Genomic DNA, 15,974 nt, shown 5'->3' with positions numbered 1-15,974 from the left:
TCGGCAACTCAATCCCCCTGTCCCTCTAGATCCCTTGATCCGCAGCAAAATAACTGAAAATATTGCCCGATGTGACGTTCGGCGTAATCCGAACAACTGGAATGCGCCTGCCCGTGGTCTTGAAAAAATCCCGCTGGATATTCTTGGCCCCTTCAACGCCTACAGCCCGATTTGCAGTGAGGAAATAAAAGAACGCTTTGATCGGCAGATTGGATGTGTTTTGCGGCCACAACTTGATCACAATTTCGTTTTGTTGCCAGGCTTGCGTCTCTGCATCGGGGTTTTCTCTCGCGGTGAGACTCAAGGCAAACCCGGCCTGATCCACACCAAAACCACATTGATGACGATACCGGTCAGGGGCGGTTTTATACTGGTTAAAATGCGTACGCCACGCCGCCAGCGTTGTGATGTTCTGGGCAGCACACGACCCGCTGTTTTGTGGAAAGTCGGAACTGACCCCACAGCCACTCGAACCTCGGCGCAGAGACTCGCCGTCGTAAGGGAAGGCGCATAACACCTGAAGCGGATAGCCGCCATTGGCAGTAAAGGACTGACCCGGCTCCAGGATCAGACCTTGGGTACGGCTGCCCTGCAGTCGATTCATGCCAATTCCGATTTTCATATAACTGAACGAAACGCCACCCAGGTTGATGGCTGACGGGCTCGGGTTCCAGGCACGAAAGGCTGTGGAATCATCCACCGTGCGGATCAACACGCCGCTGCAATAAAAAGCCGCCTTGTTACCCGGGCAAACATTGCTGGTGGTGGCATATTGCTGATTGAGCTCAATGGCAGCCCGCTCACCGTCACTTATCGTACTTGTGACCTTAATGGGTAGCGCAGCCGAAGTAATCAGGCTTCCCGTACCACTCACCTTGTAGGTGTAAGTGAGGTTCACTATGCGATTGAGGTTCTCGGTCACCCACGCCTTGGGCAACTTGAACGTCAGCGTTCCCACCGTGGAAACCGTCTGAATCGGTGCATCGCGCAGTACCACACCGGCCAGACGTATCCCGACAGTGTCACGGAGTGCCATGGCCGGGTAACTCACCTGCACATTGGCCTCGGTGCCCAGTGTGTCGGCATTCAACTCACCCGTCGGGGCCTCGACCACTTTGAACACGCTTTGCCCCTGCGCGCCCACCACACGGATGCTCAACGGCGATGAAGTGATCAGGTTGCCAGCGCCGCCCACTTTGTAGGTGAAAGTCAGGCTGACCGTACGATTGCGGTTCTCGGTCACCCACGCCTTGGGCACCTTGAACGTCAGGGTGCCCACCGTGGAGACCGTCTGAATCGATGCATCGCGCAATACCACGCCGCTCAGACGTATCCCGACAGTGTCACGGAGTGCCATGGCCGGGTAACTCACCTGCACATTGGCCTCGGTGCCCAGTGTGTCGGCATTCAACTCACCCGTCGGGGCCTCGACCACTTTGAACACGCTTTGCCCCTGCGCGCCCACCACACGGATGCTCAACGGCGATGAAGTGATCAGGTTGCCAGCGCCGCCCACTTTGTAGGTGAAAGTCAGGCTGACCGTACGATTGCGGTTCTCGGTCACCCACGCCTTGGGCACCTTGAACGTCAGGGTGCCCACCGTGGAGACCGTCTGAATCGATGCATCGCGCAGTACCACACCGGCCAGACGTATCCCGACAGTGTCACGAAGTGCCATGGCCGGGTAACTCACCTGCACGCTGGCTTCGGCGCCCAAGGTGTCGGCATTCAGCTCGCCGGCCGGGGCTTCGACCACCTTGAACACTGACGGCAGGGCGGTCGAGACACTTTGAATATCGTCCTGTTGCGGCACTGCCAAGGTGGTAATTGCAGTGGTGGGCTCAGTCAGGTTTTTATCGAAGGGATCCTGAGTGGTGCATCCACCAAGACTCAACATCAGCAAAAACGCGATGATCTTCCGCATGACCGTATCCCTCTCGCATGAGCAACACACCGGAAACAAAACAATCCAGGTGAACGTGGAGTGAGGGTAGGTCTGGGGCAAGAGGTCGTCTACTGTCAGAACTGACAGGTGATTATCCATCCAGCGCTTTGTTCAACAGTCTTTTGGCGCAAAGCCAAAAGCTGGAAAAGACCGCGTAAAACCAAAAAGATCGCAGCCTTCGGCAGCTCCTACAGGGTCATATGTACACCTGTAGGAGCTGCCGAAGGCTGCGATCTTTTGATTTCCAGGGTTACAGACCTACAACATCCTCAGCCTGCAAGCCCTTCTCCCCTGTCACCACCGCATACTCAACCTGCTGACCTTCAGTCAGCGAGCGATGCCCTTCGCCGCGGATCGCGCGGTAGTGCACGAACACGTCCACCCCGTCCTCGCGCTGAATGAAGCCATAGCCCTTGGCGTCGTTGAACCACTTCACATTGCCAGTTTCGCGCGTAGCCATATCCAGTTACCCCCTTGTTTTTATTTTGAACGGCCGAGTATATGACAGACGCCAAAACTCTCAACTCAAGTTTACTTAGGCGCTTTTTTGCCGATTTTCGACGAATACGGCACACTATCTACCGCCCGAGCAAACGCTCGGTTTTTTTCACTCACGCAGAAGCCGTATGACCCGTTCCCCGTTCCGTCGTCTTGTGTTTGGCACCCTGCGCCGACTGCTGTACCTCTGGGTTCGCTCGGAGACGATCAATCAGTCGTCGTTCACCCTCAACCTCGACCGCAGCCGGCCGGTGTTCTACGTCCTGCAAAATCCTTCACTGACCGACCTTGCCGTGGTCGATACCGAATGCAGCAAGGCCGGTCTGCCGCGCCCGGTGTTGCCGGTATCGGTGGGTGCGTTGGTGGAACCCGCCGCGTTCTTTTACCTGACGCCGGAACCCGACTGGCTCGGCCGTCAGGACAAACGCGGCGCGCCGCCGACCCTGACCCGCTTGGTCAGCGCCCTGAGCCAGAACGCCGCCGAAGACGCGCAGATCATTCCGGTCAGCGTGTTCTGGGGCCAGTCGCCGGACAGCGAGTCGAGCCCGTGGAAACTGCTGTTCGCCGACAGCTGGGCGGTCACCGGGCGTTTGCGTCGGCTGCTGAGCATCATGATTCTGGGACGCAAGACCCGGGTGCAGTTCTCGGCGCCGATTCATTTGCGTGAACTGATCGATCACAACAAAGGCCACGAGCGCACCGTGCGCATGGCCCAGCGGATTCTGCGGGTGCACTTTCGCAACCTGAAAGCCGCGGTGATCGGCCCGGACATTTCCCACCGCCGCAACCTGGTCAAAGGCCTGCTCAATCAGCCCTTGGTCAAACAGGCGATCCTCGACGAAGCCGAGCGCGAGAACATCTCGCCGGAAAAAGCCAAGGCCCAGGCCTTGCGCTACGGCAACGAGATCGCCTCGGACTACACCTACACCGCGATCCGCTTTCTGGAAGTGGTGCTGAGCTGGTTCTGGAACAAGATCTACGACGGGATCAAGGTCAACCACATCGAAGGTGTGCAGAAAGTCGCCCAGGGTCACGAAGTGATCTACGTGCCGTGCCACCGCAGCCACATCGACTATTTGCTGCTCTCCTATCTGCTGTTCCGCAACGGCCTGACCCCGCCGCACATTGCCGCCGGGATCAACCTCAACATGCCGGTGATCGGCAGTTTGCTACGGCGGGGCGGGGCGTTCTTCATGCGCCGCACCTTCAAGGGCAACCCGCTCTACACCTCGGTGTTCAACGAATACCTGCACACCCTGTTCACCAAAGGCTTCCCGGTCGAGTACTTCGTCGAGGGCGGCCGTTCGCGCACCGGACGCATGCTGCAACCAAAAACCGGGATGCTCGCGATCACTCTGCGCAGCTTCCTGCGTTCGTCGCGCATGCCGATCGTCTTCGTGCCGGTGTACATCGGCTATGAGCGCGTGCTGGAAGGCCGCACCTACCTCGGCGAATTGCGTGGCGCGAGCAAGAAGAAAGAATCGATCTTCGACATCTTCAAAGTCATCGGCGCGCTCAAACAGCGCTTCGGTCAGGTCGCGGTCAACTTCGGTGAGCCGATCAAACTGGCGGAATTCCTCGACAGCGAACAGCCAGACTGGCGCCAACAGGAACTCGGTCCGCAGTTCAAACCGGCCTGGCTGAACGAAACCACCAACCGCCTCGGCGAGAAAGTCGCACAGCATTTGAATGAAGCGGCGGCGATCAACCCGGTGAATCTGGTGGCCCTGGCGTTGCTGTCCACCAGCCGTCTGGCCCTGGACGATCGCGCCATGGCGCGGGTGCTCGATCTGTATCTGGCGCTGTTGCGCAAGGTTCCCTACTCCTCGCACACCACCCTGCCGGAGGGCGACGGTCGGGCGTTGATCGAACACGTGAAGGACATGGACCTGCTGTCCGAGCAAAGCGATGCGCTGGGCAAGATTCTGTACCTGGACGAACAAAACGCCGTCCTGATGACCTACTACCGCAACAACGTGCTGCACATCTTCGCGTTGCCGTCGTTGCTGGCGAGTTTCTTCCAGAGCACCTCGCGCATGAGCCGCGAGCAGATCCTGCGCTACACCCGCGCACTGTATCCGTACTTGCAATCGGAGCTGTTCATTCGCTGGTCGCTGGACGAACTCGATGGCGTGGTCGATCAATGGCTCGAAGCCTTCGTCGAGCAAGGCCTGCTGCGTTTCGAGAAAGAGGTGTATCTGCGCCCCGCGCCGAGTTCGCGGCATTTCGTGCTGCTGACGCTGCTGTCGAAAAGCATCGCCCAGACCTTGCAGCGCTTCTACATGACCGTTTCCTTGCTGCTCAACAGCGGCCAGAACAGCATCAGCGCCGAAGAGCTGGAAGACCTGTGCACGGTCATGGCCCAACGCCTGTCGATCCTCCACGGCCTGAACGCCCCGGAGTTCTTCGACAAGAGCCTGTTCCGTCACTTCATCCAGACAATGCTGGACCTCGACGTGCTGCGCCGTGACGAAACCGGCAAGCTGAGCTACCACGAACTGCTCGGCGAACTGGCCGAAGGCGCGGCCAAACGGGTGTTGCCGGCGGAGATTCGTTTGTCGATCCGTCAGGTGGCATTGCATCGCAGTGAAGATGCGGCGGACCAAGTCGCGGCTCCAGCGCAGAGCGTCTAAATTCCTACAGGCGCCAGGCTTCTTCTGGCGCCTTCGATACGGAGATCTTCGATGAAAAAACTCTCTCTCGTCCTGCTGACTACCCTGCTCGGTGCCTGCCAGTCGACACAACCGACCGCCAACGCCAGCCTCGCCGGCGAAGTGTTCTACTTACAACGCATCGCCCTGCCACCGAGTGCAACCTTGAGCGTCAGCTTGCAAGATGTGTCTCTGGCCGACGCACCGGCGGTAGTGCTCGACGAGCAGAAAGGCCCGGTCAAAGGCCAGGTGCCGTTGCCGTTCCATTTGAGCTACGATCCGGCGCAGGTCAAACCCGGCCACCGCTACTCGGTCAGCGCCCGCATCGAAGTCAATGGCGAGCTGATGTTCATCACCACTGAAAATTACGCGGTGCAACTGGACGGCAAAGATCCGCAACCCCTGAAAATCCGCGTCGACGCCGCCCGCTAACTCTCTTTTATGAACAAGGAAGCCGCCATGCTCCGCCCTACCCTTCGCTTCGCCGGCCTGTGCGCAGGCTTGATGATCTGCGCCAACGCCCTGGCAGGGTCTCTCAGTGACCTGTCGCAACAAGACGCCACCGGCGGTCTCAAGGACGCTCTGACTCAAGGCGCGCAACTGGCCGTTAAACAACTCGGCACACCCGGCGGCTTCAGCAACAACCCGGACGTGAAAATCGAACTGCCGGGCAAGCTGGGTAAAGTCGCCAAGAAAATGAAACAGTTCGGCATGGGCGATCAAGTCGATCAACTGGAAACCAGTATGAACAAAGCGGCTGAAACGGCCGTGACACAGGCTCAGCCGATCCTGGTAGATGCGGTGAAGAAGATGACCGTGGAAGATGCCAAGGGGATCCTCAGCGGCGGCAAGGACTCGGCGACGCAGTACCTGAGCAAAACCAGCCGCGAACAGATCCGCACCAAATTCCTGCCGATCGTCAAACAAGCCACCGACCAGGTCGGCCTGGCCCAGCAGTACAACGCATTCGCCGGACAAGCCGCGACCTTGGGCGTGCTGGATGCGAAAAATGCCAACATCGAAAGCTACGTGACCGAGCAAGCGTTGAACGGTTTGTTCGAGATGATCGGCAAGCAGGAAGAAACCATTCGCCAGAATCCTGCGGCGGCGGCGACCAGTTTGGCGAAGAAGGTGTTTGGTACGCTCTAAACCTCAACTCCGATCCTGTGGGAGCGAGCTTGCTCGCTCCCACGAACATCAGGTCGCCGACGCTGCCCGCAGGAAGAACACCCACTCGCGCCCCATCTTCCTTTTCTCGAACACCTTCAGCTCGACCAACCCGTTCAGGGTGGCCGATGCGGTGTTGTAAGAGCAGTTCAGATTCTCCTTCACATTGACCGCCGTGAATTCCTTGGCCATACCACTCTTGGCCACCTGGTATACGGCTCGCTGTTTCTCGGAGAGCTGGTCGAAGAAACCTGACTCCAGCAGCCATCGATCAAAGACTTCGGTATAGGCCAGGCTTTTTCGATAAGCCTCGGTAAAAGCGCTGACTGCCCGGAAGATGACTGAACACTGGAAGTCGATGAAATAGGTCAAGTCCAGATCATCGGCCTCGGTATTCAGATACGAGCGCCCGTATTTCACCGGCGCGTTGCGCAGTAACAGACTGATCGCGATGTAGCGAAAGGCCGAGAAATCATTCTTGAACATGAACCAGTAAAACAATGCCCGCGCGACCCGACCGTTACCGTCGCGAAAAGGATGCTCATAACCCAGCGCAAAATGCAGCGCGATACCTTTGATCAATGGATGAAGGTAATCCACTTGATTGGGATCGTCGTGAGACTGGTTGATCCACTTCGACAGCACCTGCAATCGTGACGCGAGTCCCGCTGCGGGGGGCGGCGTATGAACAGTGTTGCCCTCACCGTCCTGCACCACCACGTCATCGTTGATCCTGAAAGCACCCGGTGAATATTGCGGGTCATCGATACCTTCGACGCCAACACGATGCATCGCCGTGATCAGTTCGACGTTCAAGGGTTCATAACGCTTTTCCCAGGCGAAGTTCATCATCTTGTAGTTGCCGATGACCATCAGCTCATCCGGCGTACGCGGCAGGCGCTTGCGCTTAAGCATGTCCTTGGCCACACGGGTGGTGGTTGCCGCGCCTTCGAGCTGGCAGCTACTGATGGCTTCATCTTCGATCAGATCGTTGAGCAGATAGCTGAAATGCGCGCGCTCGCCGATCTGGCCGGTCATGTATTCCAGCGCGGCCGTTGTGGCTTTCCTGTCGACGGCAGAAATAGCTTTCTGTGCCAATGGAGTCAGCACAAATTGGCCCCACTGAGTGGGCTCGCCCAATGGCAGAAGGCTTGCGTATTGGGCGGTTCGGGCTTTCTTGACCAAGGCCCAGCACAGATTCGAATCCAGCCCCGGCGCCCAACGGTAGCGCAACTCATCAAATGGAAGATAACGCCCCCGATCGTCCAGAGGCTTGAGCAGCGCGAGATAGTCCGAGAGGCGTTCCTTGTGGGGCGATTGTCCCAACCGATCGAACACCGGGTCGGATCTGCCCTTCAGCGTGGGCGGCTTTTTCATTATTGGTGGCTCAGAAACTCACGAAATTGAGTCTTGAGTACAACAGCGCACCTGGGTTGACTCAATATCAGACGGATCTGAAATATGTGTAGGAGCCTGGACTGCCTTCGCGGGCAAGCCTCGCTCCTACAAATGGGTCGGCGTATGTCTGAGAGAAATTGGTCGGCCCGAAGGTCGCCAAGATCAAAGGATCACACAACCTCTTTCTTGACCCTGAACCAAGCCGCATACAACGCCGGCAAAAACAGCAACGTCAACGCCGTCGCCACAATCAGCCCGCCCATGATCGCCACCGCCATCGGCCCGAAAAACACGCTTCGCGACAATGGAATCATCGCCAATACCGCCGCCAACGCCGTCAGCACAATCGGTCGGAACCGCCGCACCGTCGCCTCGATAATCGCCTGCCATGGCTTAAGCCCGGCAGCAATATCCTGCTCAATCTGATCCACCAGAATCACCGAGTTACGCATGATCATCCCGGACAAGGCGATCGTCCCGAGCATCGCCACAAAACCGAACGGCTGGCGGAACACCAACAGAAACAGCGTCACCCCGATCAGCCCCAGTGGCGCCGTCAGAAACACCATCACCGTGCGTGAGAAACTGCGCAGTTGCAGCATCAGCAACGTCAGCACCACCACGATAAACAGTGGCACGCCGGCCTTCACCGAGTTCTGCCCGCGAGCCGAGTCCTCTACCGTACCGCCGACGTCCAGCAGATAGCCGTCTGGCAGCTCGGCACGAATCTGATCGAGGGTCGGCATGATCTGCTGCACCAGCGTCGCCGGCTGTTCCTTGCCGTAGATGTCGGCGCGAACCGTCACGTTGGGCAGACGGTTACGGTGCCAGATGATGCCTTCCTCAAAGCCGTATTCCAGCGTCGCAATCTGCGACAGCGCCACACTGCGACCATTGTCAGTCGGCACAGCCAGGCTTGGTAGCAACGCCAGTTCGGTGCGTTCATGCACCGTGCCGCGCAGCAGGATTTCGATCAACTCGTTGTCTTCGCGGTACTGGCTGACGCTGGCACCGGTCAGCGAACTTCGCAGGAAACCCGAGAGGTTTGCCGTGCTCACCCCCAGCGCCCGGGCGCGGTCCTGATCGACGTTCAGGTAAACGACTTTGCTCGGCTCTTCCCAGTCCAGATGCACGTTGACCACGTGTGGGTTCTCTCGAACCTTGGCCGCGACTTTACGGGCCAATGCGCGGACTTCCTCGATGTGCTCACCGGTGACCCGGAACTGCACCGGATAGCCAACCGGTGGGCCGTTCTCCAGCCGCGTGACCCGCGAGCGCAAGGCCGGGAATTGTTCGTTGAGGGTTTCAATCAGCCAGGTGCGCAGGGTTTCGCGGTCTTCTATGGTTTTGGCCAGGACAACAAACTGCGCGAAGCTCGCTGCCGGAAGTTGCTGATCCAGCGGCAGGTAGAACCGCGGCGAACCGGTGCCGACGTAAGCCACGTAGTTGTCGATCCCGGCGTGATCCTTGAGCAGACCTTCGAGGCGCTTGACCTCCTCGGCGGTATTGCTCAAAGACGCTCCTTCGGCCAGTTTCAGATCGACCATCAACTCCAGTCGCCCCGACGCCGGGAAGAACTGCTGCGGGACGAAACGGAACAGCACCACTGAGGCAACGAACATCGCGATGGTCAGGACGATCACTGTTTTGCGTCGGCGCACGCACCACTCCACCAGCCGTCTGACACGCTGATAGAACGGTGTGCCATAAGGGTCGGGTTGGCCGTCGCCGATGCCATGCTTGGCTGCATGAATTTTCGCCAGATCGGGCAGGAGTTTTTCCCCCAGATAAGGCACAAAGACCACGGCGGCAACCCACGACGCCACCAACGCGATGGTTACCACCTGGAAGATCGAACGGGTGTATTCACCGGTGCCCGATTGCGCGGTGGCAATCGGCAGGAAACCGGCGGCGGTGATCAACGTACCGGTGAGCATCGGGAACGCGGTGCTGGTCCAGGCATAGCTGGCGGCTTTGACCCGGTCGAAGCCCTGCTCCATTTTGATCGCCATCATTTCCACAGCGATGATCGCATCGTCCACCAGCAACCCCAGCGCCAGCACCAGTGCGCCGAGGGAAATCTTGTGCAGGCCGATGCCGAGGTAATACATGCAGGCGAAGGTCATCGCCAACACCAGCGGAATCGCCAGTGCTACGACCATGCCGGTGCGCACACCGAGGGAGAAGAAACTCACCAGCAACACAATCGCCAGCGCCTCCACCAGTACCTGAACGAACTCGCCGACACCGGTTTTCACCGCGGCGGGTTGATCGGATACCTTACGCAGCTGCATGCCGGCCGGGAGGTTTTGCTGGATCCGGGCGAATTCGACTTCCAGCGCTTTACCCAGAATCAGAATGTCGCCACCGCCCTTCATGGCCACCGCCAGGCCGATGGCGTCTTCAGCCATGAAACGCATGCGCGGCGCCGGTGGATCGTTGAAGCCACGACGAACGTTGGCCACATCGGCAATGCGGAACGTGCGATCGCCTACGCGGATCGGGAAGTTCTTGATCTCGTCGACCGTCTGAAAATTCCCCGAAACCCGTAGCTGCAAACGCTCGCTGGTGGTTTCGAAGAAACCTGCGGTGGACATCGCGTTCTGCTCTTCAAGCGCCTGCTGCACCGTCGCCAAAGGCAACCCGAGGGTGGCCAGTTTGACGTTGGAAAGCTCGATCCAGATCTTCTCGTCCTGCAGCCCGAGCAGGTCGACCTTGCCCACATCCTTGACCCGTTGCAGCTGAATCTGGACACGGTCGGCGTAGTCCTTGAGCACCGCGTAATCAAAACCTTCGCCGGTCAGGGCGTAGATGTTGCCGAAGGTGGTGCCGAACTCATCGTTGAAGAAGGGCCCCTGGATGCCCGGTGGCAGGGTGTGGCGAATGTCGCTGATCTTCTTGCGGACCTGATACCAGAGCTCCGGGATTTCCACCGAATGCATCGAATCCCGAGCGATAAATGTCACCTGAGACTCGCCCGGGCGAGAGAACGAAGCGATCCGGTCGTACTCGCCGGTTTCCATCAGTTTCTTTTCAATACGCTCGGTGACCTGGCGCGATACTTCCTCGGCCGTGGCCCCCGGCCAGTTGGTGCGAATCACCATGGCTTTGAAAGTGAACGGCGGGTCTTCGCTTTGGCCGAGCTTGGTGTAGGACAACGCGCCGACGACGGCCAGCAAGAGCATCAGGAACAGTACGATCTGGCGGTTACGCAGCGCCCATTCGGAAAGATTGAAACCCATCGGGGATTACTCCTTGTGCGCCAGATTGACCACGCGGTTGGAGCGATCCACCGGGCGCACTTGCTGCCCGTCGTGAAGCACATGAACACCGGCCGCCACCACCCAATCGCTGGCGTTCAGGCCTTCAAGCACCGGCACGTTTTTTTCACCGAATGCACCGACCCGCACCGGGACTTTTTTCAAGGTGTTGTTGGCGCCGACCACCCACACATAAGTGGCACCGTTTTCCGCAGTGACCGCCGACAGCGGCACCGATAACGACACCACATCGGCGGTCTGGATGAACACCCGGGCGCTCTGACCGAGTTCGGCGGGAACCTTGCCCGCGGTAAAAGCGATACGGGCGGCGAAGGTGCGGGATTTCGGATCGGCGGCGGGCGACAACTCACGGATGCGTCCGGGGAAACGTTGATCGGGTTGGGTCCAGAGTTCCACCGAGACCGGCTGGCCGACCTTGAAGCGACCGAAGCTCTGCTCCGGCAGGCTGATCAACACTTCGCGCTCGCCATCGGTGGCGAGGGTAAACACGGTTTGCCCGGCAGCCACCACTTGCCCGACTTCAACCGCACGTTTGGCCACCACACCATCCTGCGGCGCACGCAGCACCGCATAACTGGCCTGATTGGTCGAGACGTTGAATTCGGCTTTGATTTGCTTGAGGCGTGCTTCACCGGAGCGGTAGAGGTTTTCCGCGTTATCGTACTGCGAACGGCTGACCATCTGCCGCTCCATCAGGGTCTTGTAGCGATCACGCTCGGCGCGCACCAGGCTCAGGTTGGCTTCGGCGGCCGCGACCTGTGCACGGGTGGCTTCCAGTTGCAGGCGCACGTCCTGAGGATCGAGCTCCGCCAGAGGCTGGTCAGCCTTGACCCGCTGGCCTTCCTCGACCAGTCGTCGGCTGACTTTGCCGCCAATGCGGAAGGCCAGATCTGGCTCATAGCGCGCACGGACTTCTCCGGGATAACTTTCCATGGCCTGAGCCGAGGGCTCTGGCTGGACGACCATGGCCGGGCGGACGGTGACTTGAGGCGCCTCTTCATGGCCACACGCAGACAATAAAAAAGCCAGACTAACCGGCAATGCGAGGGACAAGGCATAGCGGAACATGGTGAAGGACCTTTCGCTAATGGTGCTTGGAATAATTATACTGACCAGTATGTTATTAATAGCAAACTCACCAGTCCAGTATTAAAGCGAAGAATGTCTAACAATCTTTCAACACCCAGCGGTCCGGGCCGTCCCAAGGATCTGGCCAAGCGCCAGGCAATCCTCGACGCGGCGAAAATCCTGTTTCTGAGTAAGGGATACGCCAACACCAGCATGGATGCCGTGGCGGCCGAGGCCGGCGTGTCGAAGCTGACGGTGTACAGCCATTTCAATGACAAAGAGACGCTGTTTGCCGCCGCGGTGATGGCCAAGTGCGAGGAGCAACTGCCAACGCTGTTTTTTGAATTGCCGGACGGCATTGCCGTGGAAACCGTGCTGCTGAACATCGCGCGCGGCTTTCATCAGCTGATCAACAGCGACGAATCGGTGAACCTGCACCGGCTGATGATGACGCTGGGCAGCCAGGACCCGAAACTCTCGGCGATCTTTTTCGAGGCCGGGCCAGAGCGTGTGCTGCACGGCATGGAGGGGTTGTTGAGCAAGGTTAATCAGAGCGGAGCGTTGAGCATCGATAAACCGCGCAATGCGGCAGAGCATTTCTTTTGCCTGCTCAAGGGCGCGGGGAATTTTCGGTTGCTGTATGGCTGCGGCGAGCCGGTGACCGGAGATGCGGCTGAAGCCCATGTGCGGGAAGTGGTGGGGTTGTTTATGCGGGCTTACCGGCCAGAGTCAGCCTGATCGATTGGTAGTGTGTGGGCCGACGCTATCGCGGGCAAGCCCGCTCCCACAGGTTCCGAGGTGTTCTCGGATATTGTGCCCAACACAAAACCTGTGGGAGCGAGGCTTGCCCGCGATGGGGGCGACACGATCTCAGGGCTTGAGCGCTTTCTTCGGATAAATGTCGTATCGGCTGGATTTGCCATCCAGCGCATGACTCGGCTTCGGCCCGTCGATGCACGGCGCCTTGCGTGGGCGCTTGACCACCACCCGGTGACTGGCCAGGGCCAACGCCGCTTCGAGCAATGCCGGGGCATCCTGGTCATCACCTACCAGCGGCCGGAACAGGCGCATTTCCTTCTTCACCAACGCGGTTTTCTCGCGATGGGGAAACATCGGGTCCAGGTAGATCACCTGCGGCGGCTCGCCTTCCCAGTTGCGCATCACCTCGATCGAATTGCCCTTGAGCAAACGCATCCGCGCCACGATCGGCGCCACGTCGAAATCTTCAGCGCCGCGCGCCAGGCCATCCTCAAGCAAGGCACCGATCAGCGGCTGGCGCTCAATCAGGCTCATCTCGCAGCCCAGGCTGGCCAGCACGAACGCGTCCTTGCCCAACCCCGCCGTGGCGTCCAGCACACGCGGGCGCACGCCTTGGGCGATGCCGACCGCTTTGGCGATCATCTGACCGCTGCCGCCACCGTACAACCGACGATGAGCCGCGCCGCCCTCGACGAAGTCCACCCGCACCGGCCCCGGTGCATCCGGCCCCAGTTGTTGCAACTGCAACCCCTGCTCGCCCACCTGCAAGGCAAACTCGCCGTCATCCACCTGCAACGGCAACCCCAGGCGCTCGGCCCATTGCTCGGCCTGTGGCTGGAAGGTCGCGCCCAAGGCTTCGACATGGATGCGGCAGGCCGCAGGTTGCTCAATCATGGGAAAACACGCTCAAAAAATTAATGATCGGCAAAAACGGCCGATAACCAAACTATCGAGCATTTTGCCAGAGCTGAGCGTCGACCGAGAGAAATGTCAGACATTCAATCCACATTCACAGGTTTTATCTCGCCCTACGGCGACTACAACCTGCGAAACACCCAGGCACTGAGCGGCGTCAGCCACATCTGGCAGGATTTTTTTGCCCGAGCGCTGGCCGAACAGTCGGGTGAAGTGCTGCCTGAATCGCTGAATTTTCCACCGGTCGATCTCGAGAGCCCGGTCGAACCGACCGTCGGCAGCGAGCTGCTGGCGCACATCATTTCCCAGCGCGAATGTGATGTGATGGAAACACCAGTCCGCCCACCCGAGCCACTATTTTTGCCAATTGCCGAGTTCGAAATGGACCTGGCTGACAAACCGTTCCCGCCGTTCCCACCGCAAGAAATCGTCGCGCAACAAAAACAGCAGGACTTCGACAGCGGCTGGGTACGCCCGATCGTGCTCACTGCCGGTCAACCGCTGCCAGAGCCTGGCACCGCACCGCAACCGCGTCCGCTGCACTTGCCGATCGCCGAGTTCGAACTCGACCTGCTGGACAAGCCGTTCCCGCCGTTCTCGCCCGAAGAGCTGGTGGAACAACAGAAACAATTCGATTTCGATAACGGCTGGGCACGCCCTATCGTTCTGCAGAACCTGCGCATCGCCGCATAACCCTCAGCGACACCGCCACCACGGCCCGACATCCACATGAAAGTGATTGCGATGGGCGGCGTTGTAGTCCGGGCTCAATACCACACTGAACATGTCGCAAGCGCCGTCGCGGACCTGATGGAGAAATCGCGCGTCCTGATTATCCTTCGGCCAATCCTTGAGCACGCTGATGAATCGACCGTCCGCCAGCCGAAATCCGCTGATATCCAGTGCATCAGCCGTGGCATGCTGGCTGCGCCTCCCGTTTTCGCGGTTGTAGACGTTGCGACAGGCAAAGCTGCCGAGATGGTCGACCCGTTTCACCGCCTGCCCGTAGACAGCCTGAGCCGCCGGCTGCAGGGCGTGGTGCTCGAACAAGGCGAACGCTACCGCCAGGCTGCAACTGGCGAGGAAACTGCTGCTCAGCGCCGCATCGCCGCCTTGCACACGCAAGGTGTTGGTCAACGGGCAGGCCGCGTCCGGGCTGTCGGCCTGATGGTTTACACGTAACCCGGAGCTGCTCAGGGCCTGGTCGCATAACTGCGGATCATCGCGCAGACGCATCAGTTTGTAGCGGGTCAGCAGGTTCGGGTCGGCCTTCACGTCCAACGGCGCCCATGGGTTCCATTGCGGGGGAATGGAAACCCAGCCGCGCCAGACGCTCAGCCCGGCAGCGCCGATGATCAACAGCACCAGCAACAGCCCCCAGCGAAAACGCATCGTCAGCCTTTGAACAATTGATTGGCCTTCTGGAACGGCATCGAGCGGGAGGTGAAGCCGAAGGTCCCGTGTTGCTGGATTTCCTCGGCGGCGCGGAAGAACTCGCCATACGCCGCCAAGGCCAGGGCCGAACCGACGCTGATGCGTTTGACGCCCATTTCATTCAACTGCTCGACCGTCAGCTTGAGCCCGCCGGACATCAACACATTGACCGGTTTCGGCGCCACGGCGCGGACCACCGCCAATACTTCTTCAGCGCTGCGCAGGCCCGGTGCGTAAAGCACGTCGGCCCCCGCCTCGGCGAATGCCTGCAAGCGGCGAATGGTATCGTCGAGGTCAGGATTGCCGTGCAGAAAGTTCTCGGCACGCGCCGTCAGCACGAAGGGGAAAGGCAAACTGCGGGCCGCCGCGACGGCCGCTTCGATCCGCGCCACGGCATGCTCGAAGCAGTAGATCGGACCGTCCTCACGCCCGGTGGCATCTTCGATCGAACCGCCGACAGCACCAGCCTTGGCGGCCCGCAGAATACTTTGAGCACATTCGGCGGGGGCGTCGGCAAAACCGTTTTCGAGATCCACCGCTACCGGCAGGTCAGTGGCCGCGACAATCGCCTCTACGTTTGCCAGGGTCTCGTCGAGCGTTAACCCACCATCGGGACGCCCCCGGGAAAAGGCGTAACCGGCACTGGTGGTCGCCAGCGCCTCGAAGCCAAGGCTGGCGAGCATTTTCGCCGAGCCGGCGTCCCAAGGATTAGGAATGACAAAAGCGCCCTCGCGTTCGTGCAGTGCTTTGAACGCCTGGGCTCGAAGGGTTTGCGCATCCATTGGCAGGCTCCTGAAAAGGGGGGAAAGATAAACCGCTTTTCGTAGGAGCCAGGCTTGCCGGCGAAGGCGCTCTTAA

At 59.5% G+C, this 15,974-nt stretch carries 13 protein-coding genes; 5 read left to right on the top strand and 8 right to left on the bottom strand.

Going from position 1 to position 15,974, the window contains the following annotated elements:
- Positions 1 to 25: 25 nt before the first annotated feature.
- On the bottom strand, positions 26 to 1,924 hold the full coding sequence (locus TU81_RS29100) for a hypothetical protein (protein ID WP_053078277.1): 1,899 nt from the start codon (positions 1,922 to 1,924) through the stop codon (positions 26 to 28).
- Between the two features lie 271 nt (positions 1,925 to 2,195).
- Positions 2,196 to 2,405, bottom strand: coding sequence for a cold-shock protein (locus TU81_RS04725; RefSeq protein WP_007964248.1), 210 nt, complete (start codon positions 2,403 to 2,405; stop codon positions 2,196 to 2,198).
- Positions 2,406 to 2,571: 166 nt separating this feature from the next.
- Between TU81_RS04725 and plsB the strand changes: the two genes are divergently transcribed.
- Genes plsB through TU81_RS04710 form a run of 3 tightly spaced genes read left to right on the top strand, consistent with a single transcriptional unit; the run spans position 2,572 to position 6,243 of the window.
- Entirely contained in the window at positions 2,572 to 5,076 is a 2,505-nt protein-coding gene (gene plsB / locus TU81_RS04720; RefSeq protein WP_048393749.1) for a glycerol-3-phosphate 1-O-acyltransferase PlsB, read from the top strand.
- 51 nt (positions 5,077 to 5,127) lie between these two features.
- Positions 5,128 to 5,526 (top strand): YbaY family lipoprotein, encoded by a 399-nt coding sequence (locus TU81_RS04715; RefSeq protein ID WP_048393747.1) that lies wholly within the window; start codon positions 5,128 to 5,130, stop codon positions 5,524 to 5,526.
- A 27-nt stretch (positions 5,527 to 5,553) separates the two neighbouring features.
- The gene (locus TU81_RS04710) at positions 5,554 to 6,243 is read left to right on the top strand and encodes a DUF4197 domain-containing protein (RefSeq protein ID WP_038979136.1); all 690 of its coding nucleotides are present in this window, start codon (positions 5,554 to 5,556) and stop codon (positions 6,241 to 6,243) included.
- 48 nt (positions 6,244 to 6,291) lie between these two features.
- Here the strand turns inward: TU81_RS04710 and TU81_RS04705 are convergent, their stop codons facing one another.
- The 3 genes from TU81_RS04705 to TU81_RS04695 all read right to left on the bottom strand — a co-directional run bounded on the left by TU81_RS04705 (position 6,292) and on the right by TU81_RS04695 (position 12,008).
- Positions 6,292 to 7,638, bottom strand: a complete 1,347-nt coding sequence (locus TU81_RS04705; protein WP_048393744.1) for a Fic family protein — start codon at positions 7,636 to 7,638, stop codon at positions 6,292 to 6,294.
- 191 nt (positions 7,639 to 7,829) lie between these two features.
- A complete protein-coding gene (locus tag TU81_RS04700) occupies positions 7,830 to 10,901 on the bottom strand; it encodes an efflux RND transporter permease subunit (RefSeq protein ID WP_038979134.1) in 3,072 nt (1,023 codons plus the stop codon).
- A 6-nt stretch (positions 10,902 to 10,907) separates the two neighbouring features.
- Positions 10,908 to 12,008, bottom strand: coding sequence for an efflux RND transporter periplasmic adaptor subunit (locus TU81_RS04695; RefSeq protein ID WP_048393742.1), 1,101 nt, complete (start codon positions 12,006 to 12,008; stop codon positions 10,908 to 10,910).
- A 93-nt stretch (positions 12,009 to 12,101) separates the two neighbouring features.
- Here TU81_RS04695 and TU81_RS04690 point away from each other — a divergent pair, with 93 nt between their 5' ends.
- Entirely contained in the window at positions 12,102 to 12,746 is a 645-nt protein-coding gene (locus tag TU81_RS04690; protein WP_038979132.1) for a TetR/AcrR family transcriptional regulator, read from the top strand.
- Positions 12,747 to 12,878: 132 nt separating this feature from the next.
- On the opposite strand, the gene TU81_RS04685 is transcribed toward TU81_RS04690, so the two are convergent.
- Positions 12,879 to 13,661: a class I SAM-dependent methyltransferase gene (locus TU81_RS04685; RefSeq protein ID WP_038979131.1), complete on the bottom strand. Its 783-nt coding sequence runs from the start codon at positions 13,659 to 13,661 to the stop codon at positions 12,879 to 12,881.
- A 93-nt stretch (positions 13,662 to 13,754) separates the two neighbouring features.
- Between TU81_RS04685 and TU81_RS04680 the strand changes: the two genes are divergently transcribed.
- On the top strand, positions 13,755 to 14,375 hold the full coding sequence (locus TU81_RS04680) for a hypothetical protein (RefSeq protein ID WP_038979130.1): 621 nt from the start codon (positions 13,755 to 13,757) through the stop codon (positions 14,373 to 14,375).
- A gap of 3 nt (positions 14,376 to 14,378) precedes the next feature.
- Here TU81_RS04680 and TU81_RS04675 read toward each other — a convergent pair whose 3' ends face one another.
- Positions 14,379 to 15,074 carry an extensin-like domain-containing protein gene (locus TU81_RS04675; RefSeq protein WP_048393740.1) on the bottom strand — a complete coding sequence of 232 codons (696 nt, stop codon included), beginning with the start codon at positions 15,072 to 15,074 and terminating at the stop codon, positions 14,379 to 14,381.
- Positions 15,075 to 15,076: 2 nt separating this feature from the next.
- Complete coding sequence (locus TU81_RS04670; protein WP_048393738.1) at positions 15,077 to 15,898, bottom strand: isocitrate lyase/PEP mutase family protein; 822 nt, start codon at positions 15,896 to 15,898, stop codon at positions 15,077 to 15,079.
- Positions 15,899 to 15,974: the final 76 nt, after the last annotated feature.

Origin of the sequence: Pseudomonas lini, assembly GCF_001042905.1 — a bacterium.
GTDB classification, from domain to species: Bacteria; Pseudomonadota; Gammaproteobacteria; order Pseudomonadales; family Pseudomonadaceae; genus Aquipseudomonas; species Aquipseudomonas lini.
Note: the sequence above shows the minus strand (reverse complement) of the source record. Positions and strands in the feature narration are given on the sequence as shown.

Excerpts from the sequence above, each read along its gene's own strand:
- TU81_RS04710 (WP_038979136.1), top strand. The coding sequence starts at position 5,554 with ATGCTCCGCCCTACCCTTCGCTTCGCCGGCCTGTGCGCAGGCTTGATG.
- TU81_RS04690 (WP_038979132.1), top strand. The coding sequence starts at position 12,102 with ATGTCTAACAATCTTTCAACACCCAGCGGTCCGGGCCGTCCCAAGGAT.
- TU81_RS29100 (WP_053078277.1), bottom strand. The coding sequence starts at position 1,924 with ATGCGGAAGATCATCGCGTTTTTGCTGATGTTGAGTCTTGGTGGATGC.
- TU81_RS04685 (WP_038979131.1), bottom strand. The coding sequence starts at position 13,661 with ATGATTGAGCAACCTGCGGCCTGCCGCATCCATGTCGAAGCCTTGGGC.
- TU81_RS04705 (WP_048393744.1), bottom strand. The coding sequence starts at position 7,638 with ATGAAAAAGCCGCCCACGCTGAAGGGCAGATCCGACCCGGTGTTCGAT.
- TU81_RS04695 (WP_048393742.1), bottom strand. The coding sequence starts at position 12,008 with ATGTTCCGCTATGCCTTGTCCCTCGCATTGCCGGTTAGTCTGGCTTTT.
- TU81_RS04680 (WP_038979130.1), top strand. The coding sequence starts at position 13,755 with ATGTCAGACATTCAATCCACATTCACAGGTTTTATCTCGCCCTACGGC.
- plsB (WP_048393749.1), top strand. The coding sequence starts at position 2,572 with ATGACCCGTTCCCCGTTCCGTCGTCTTGTGTTTGGCACCCTGCGCCGA.
- TU81_RS04700 (WP_038979134.1), bottom strand. The coding sequence starts at position 10,901 with ATGGGTTTCAATCTTTCCGAATGGGCGCTGCGTAACCGCCAGATCGTA.
- TU81_RS04675 (WP_048393740.1), bottom strand. The coding sequence starts at position 15,074 with ATGCGTTTTCGCTGGGGGCTGTTGCTGGTGCTGTTGATCATCGGCGCT.
- TU81_RS04670 (WP_048393738.1), bottom strand. The coding sequence starts at position 15,898 with ATGGATGCGCAAACCCTTCGAGCCCAGGCGTTCAAAGCACTGCACGAA.
- TU81_RS04715 (WP_048393747.1), top strand. The coding sequence starts at position 5,128 with ATGAAAAAACTCTCTCTCGTCCTGCTGACTACCCTGCTCGGTGCCTGC.
- TU81_RS04725 (WP_007964248.1), bottom strand. The coding sequence starts at position 2,405 with ATGGCTACGCGCGAAACTGGCAATGTGAAGTGGTTCAACGACGCCAAG.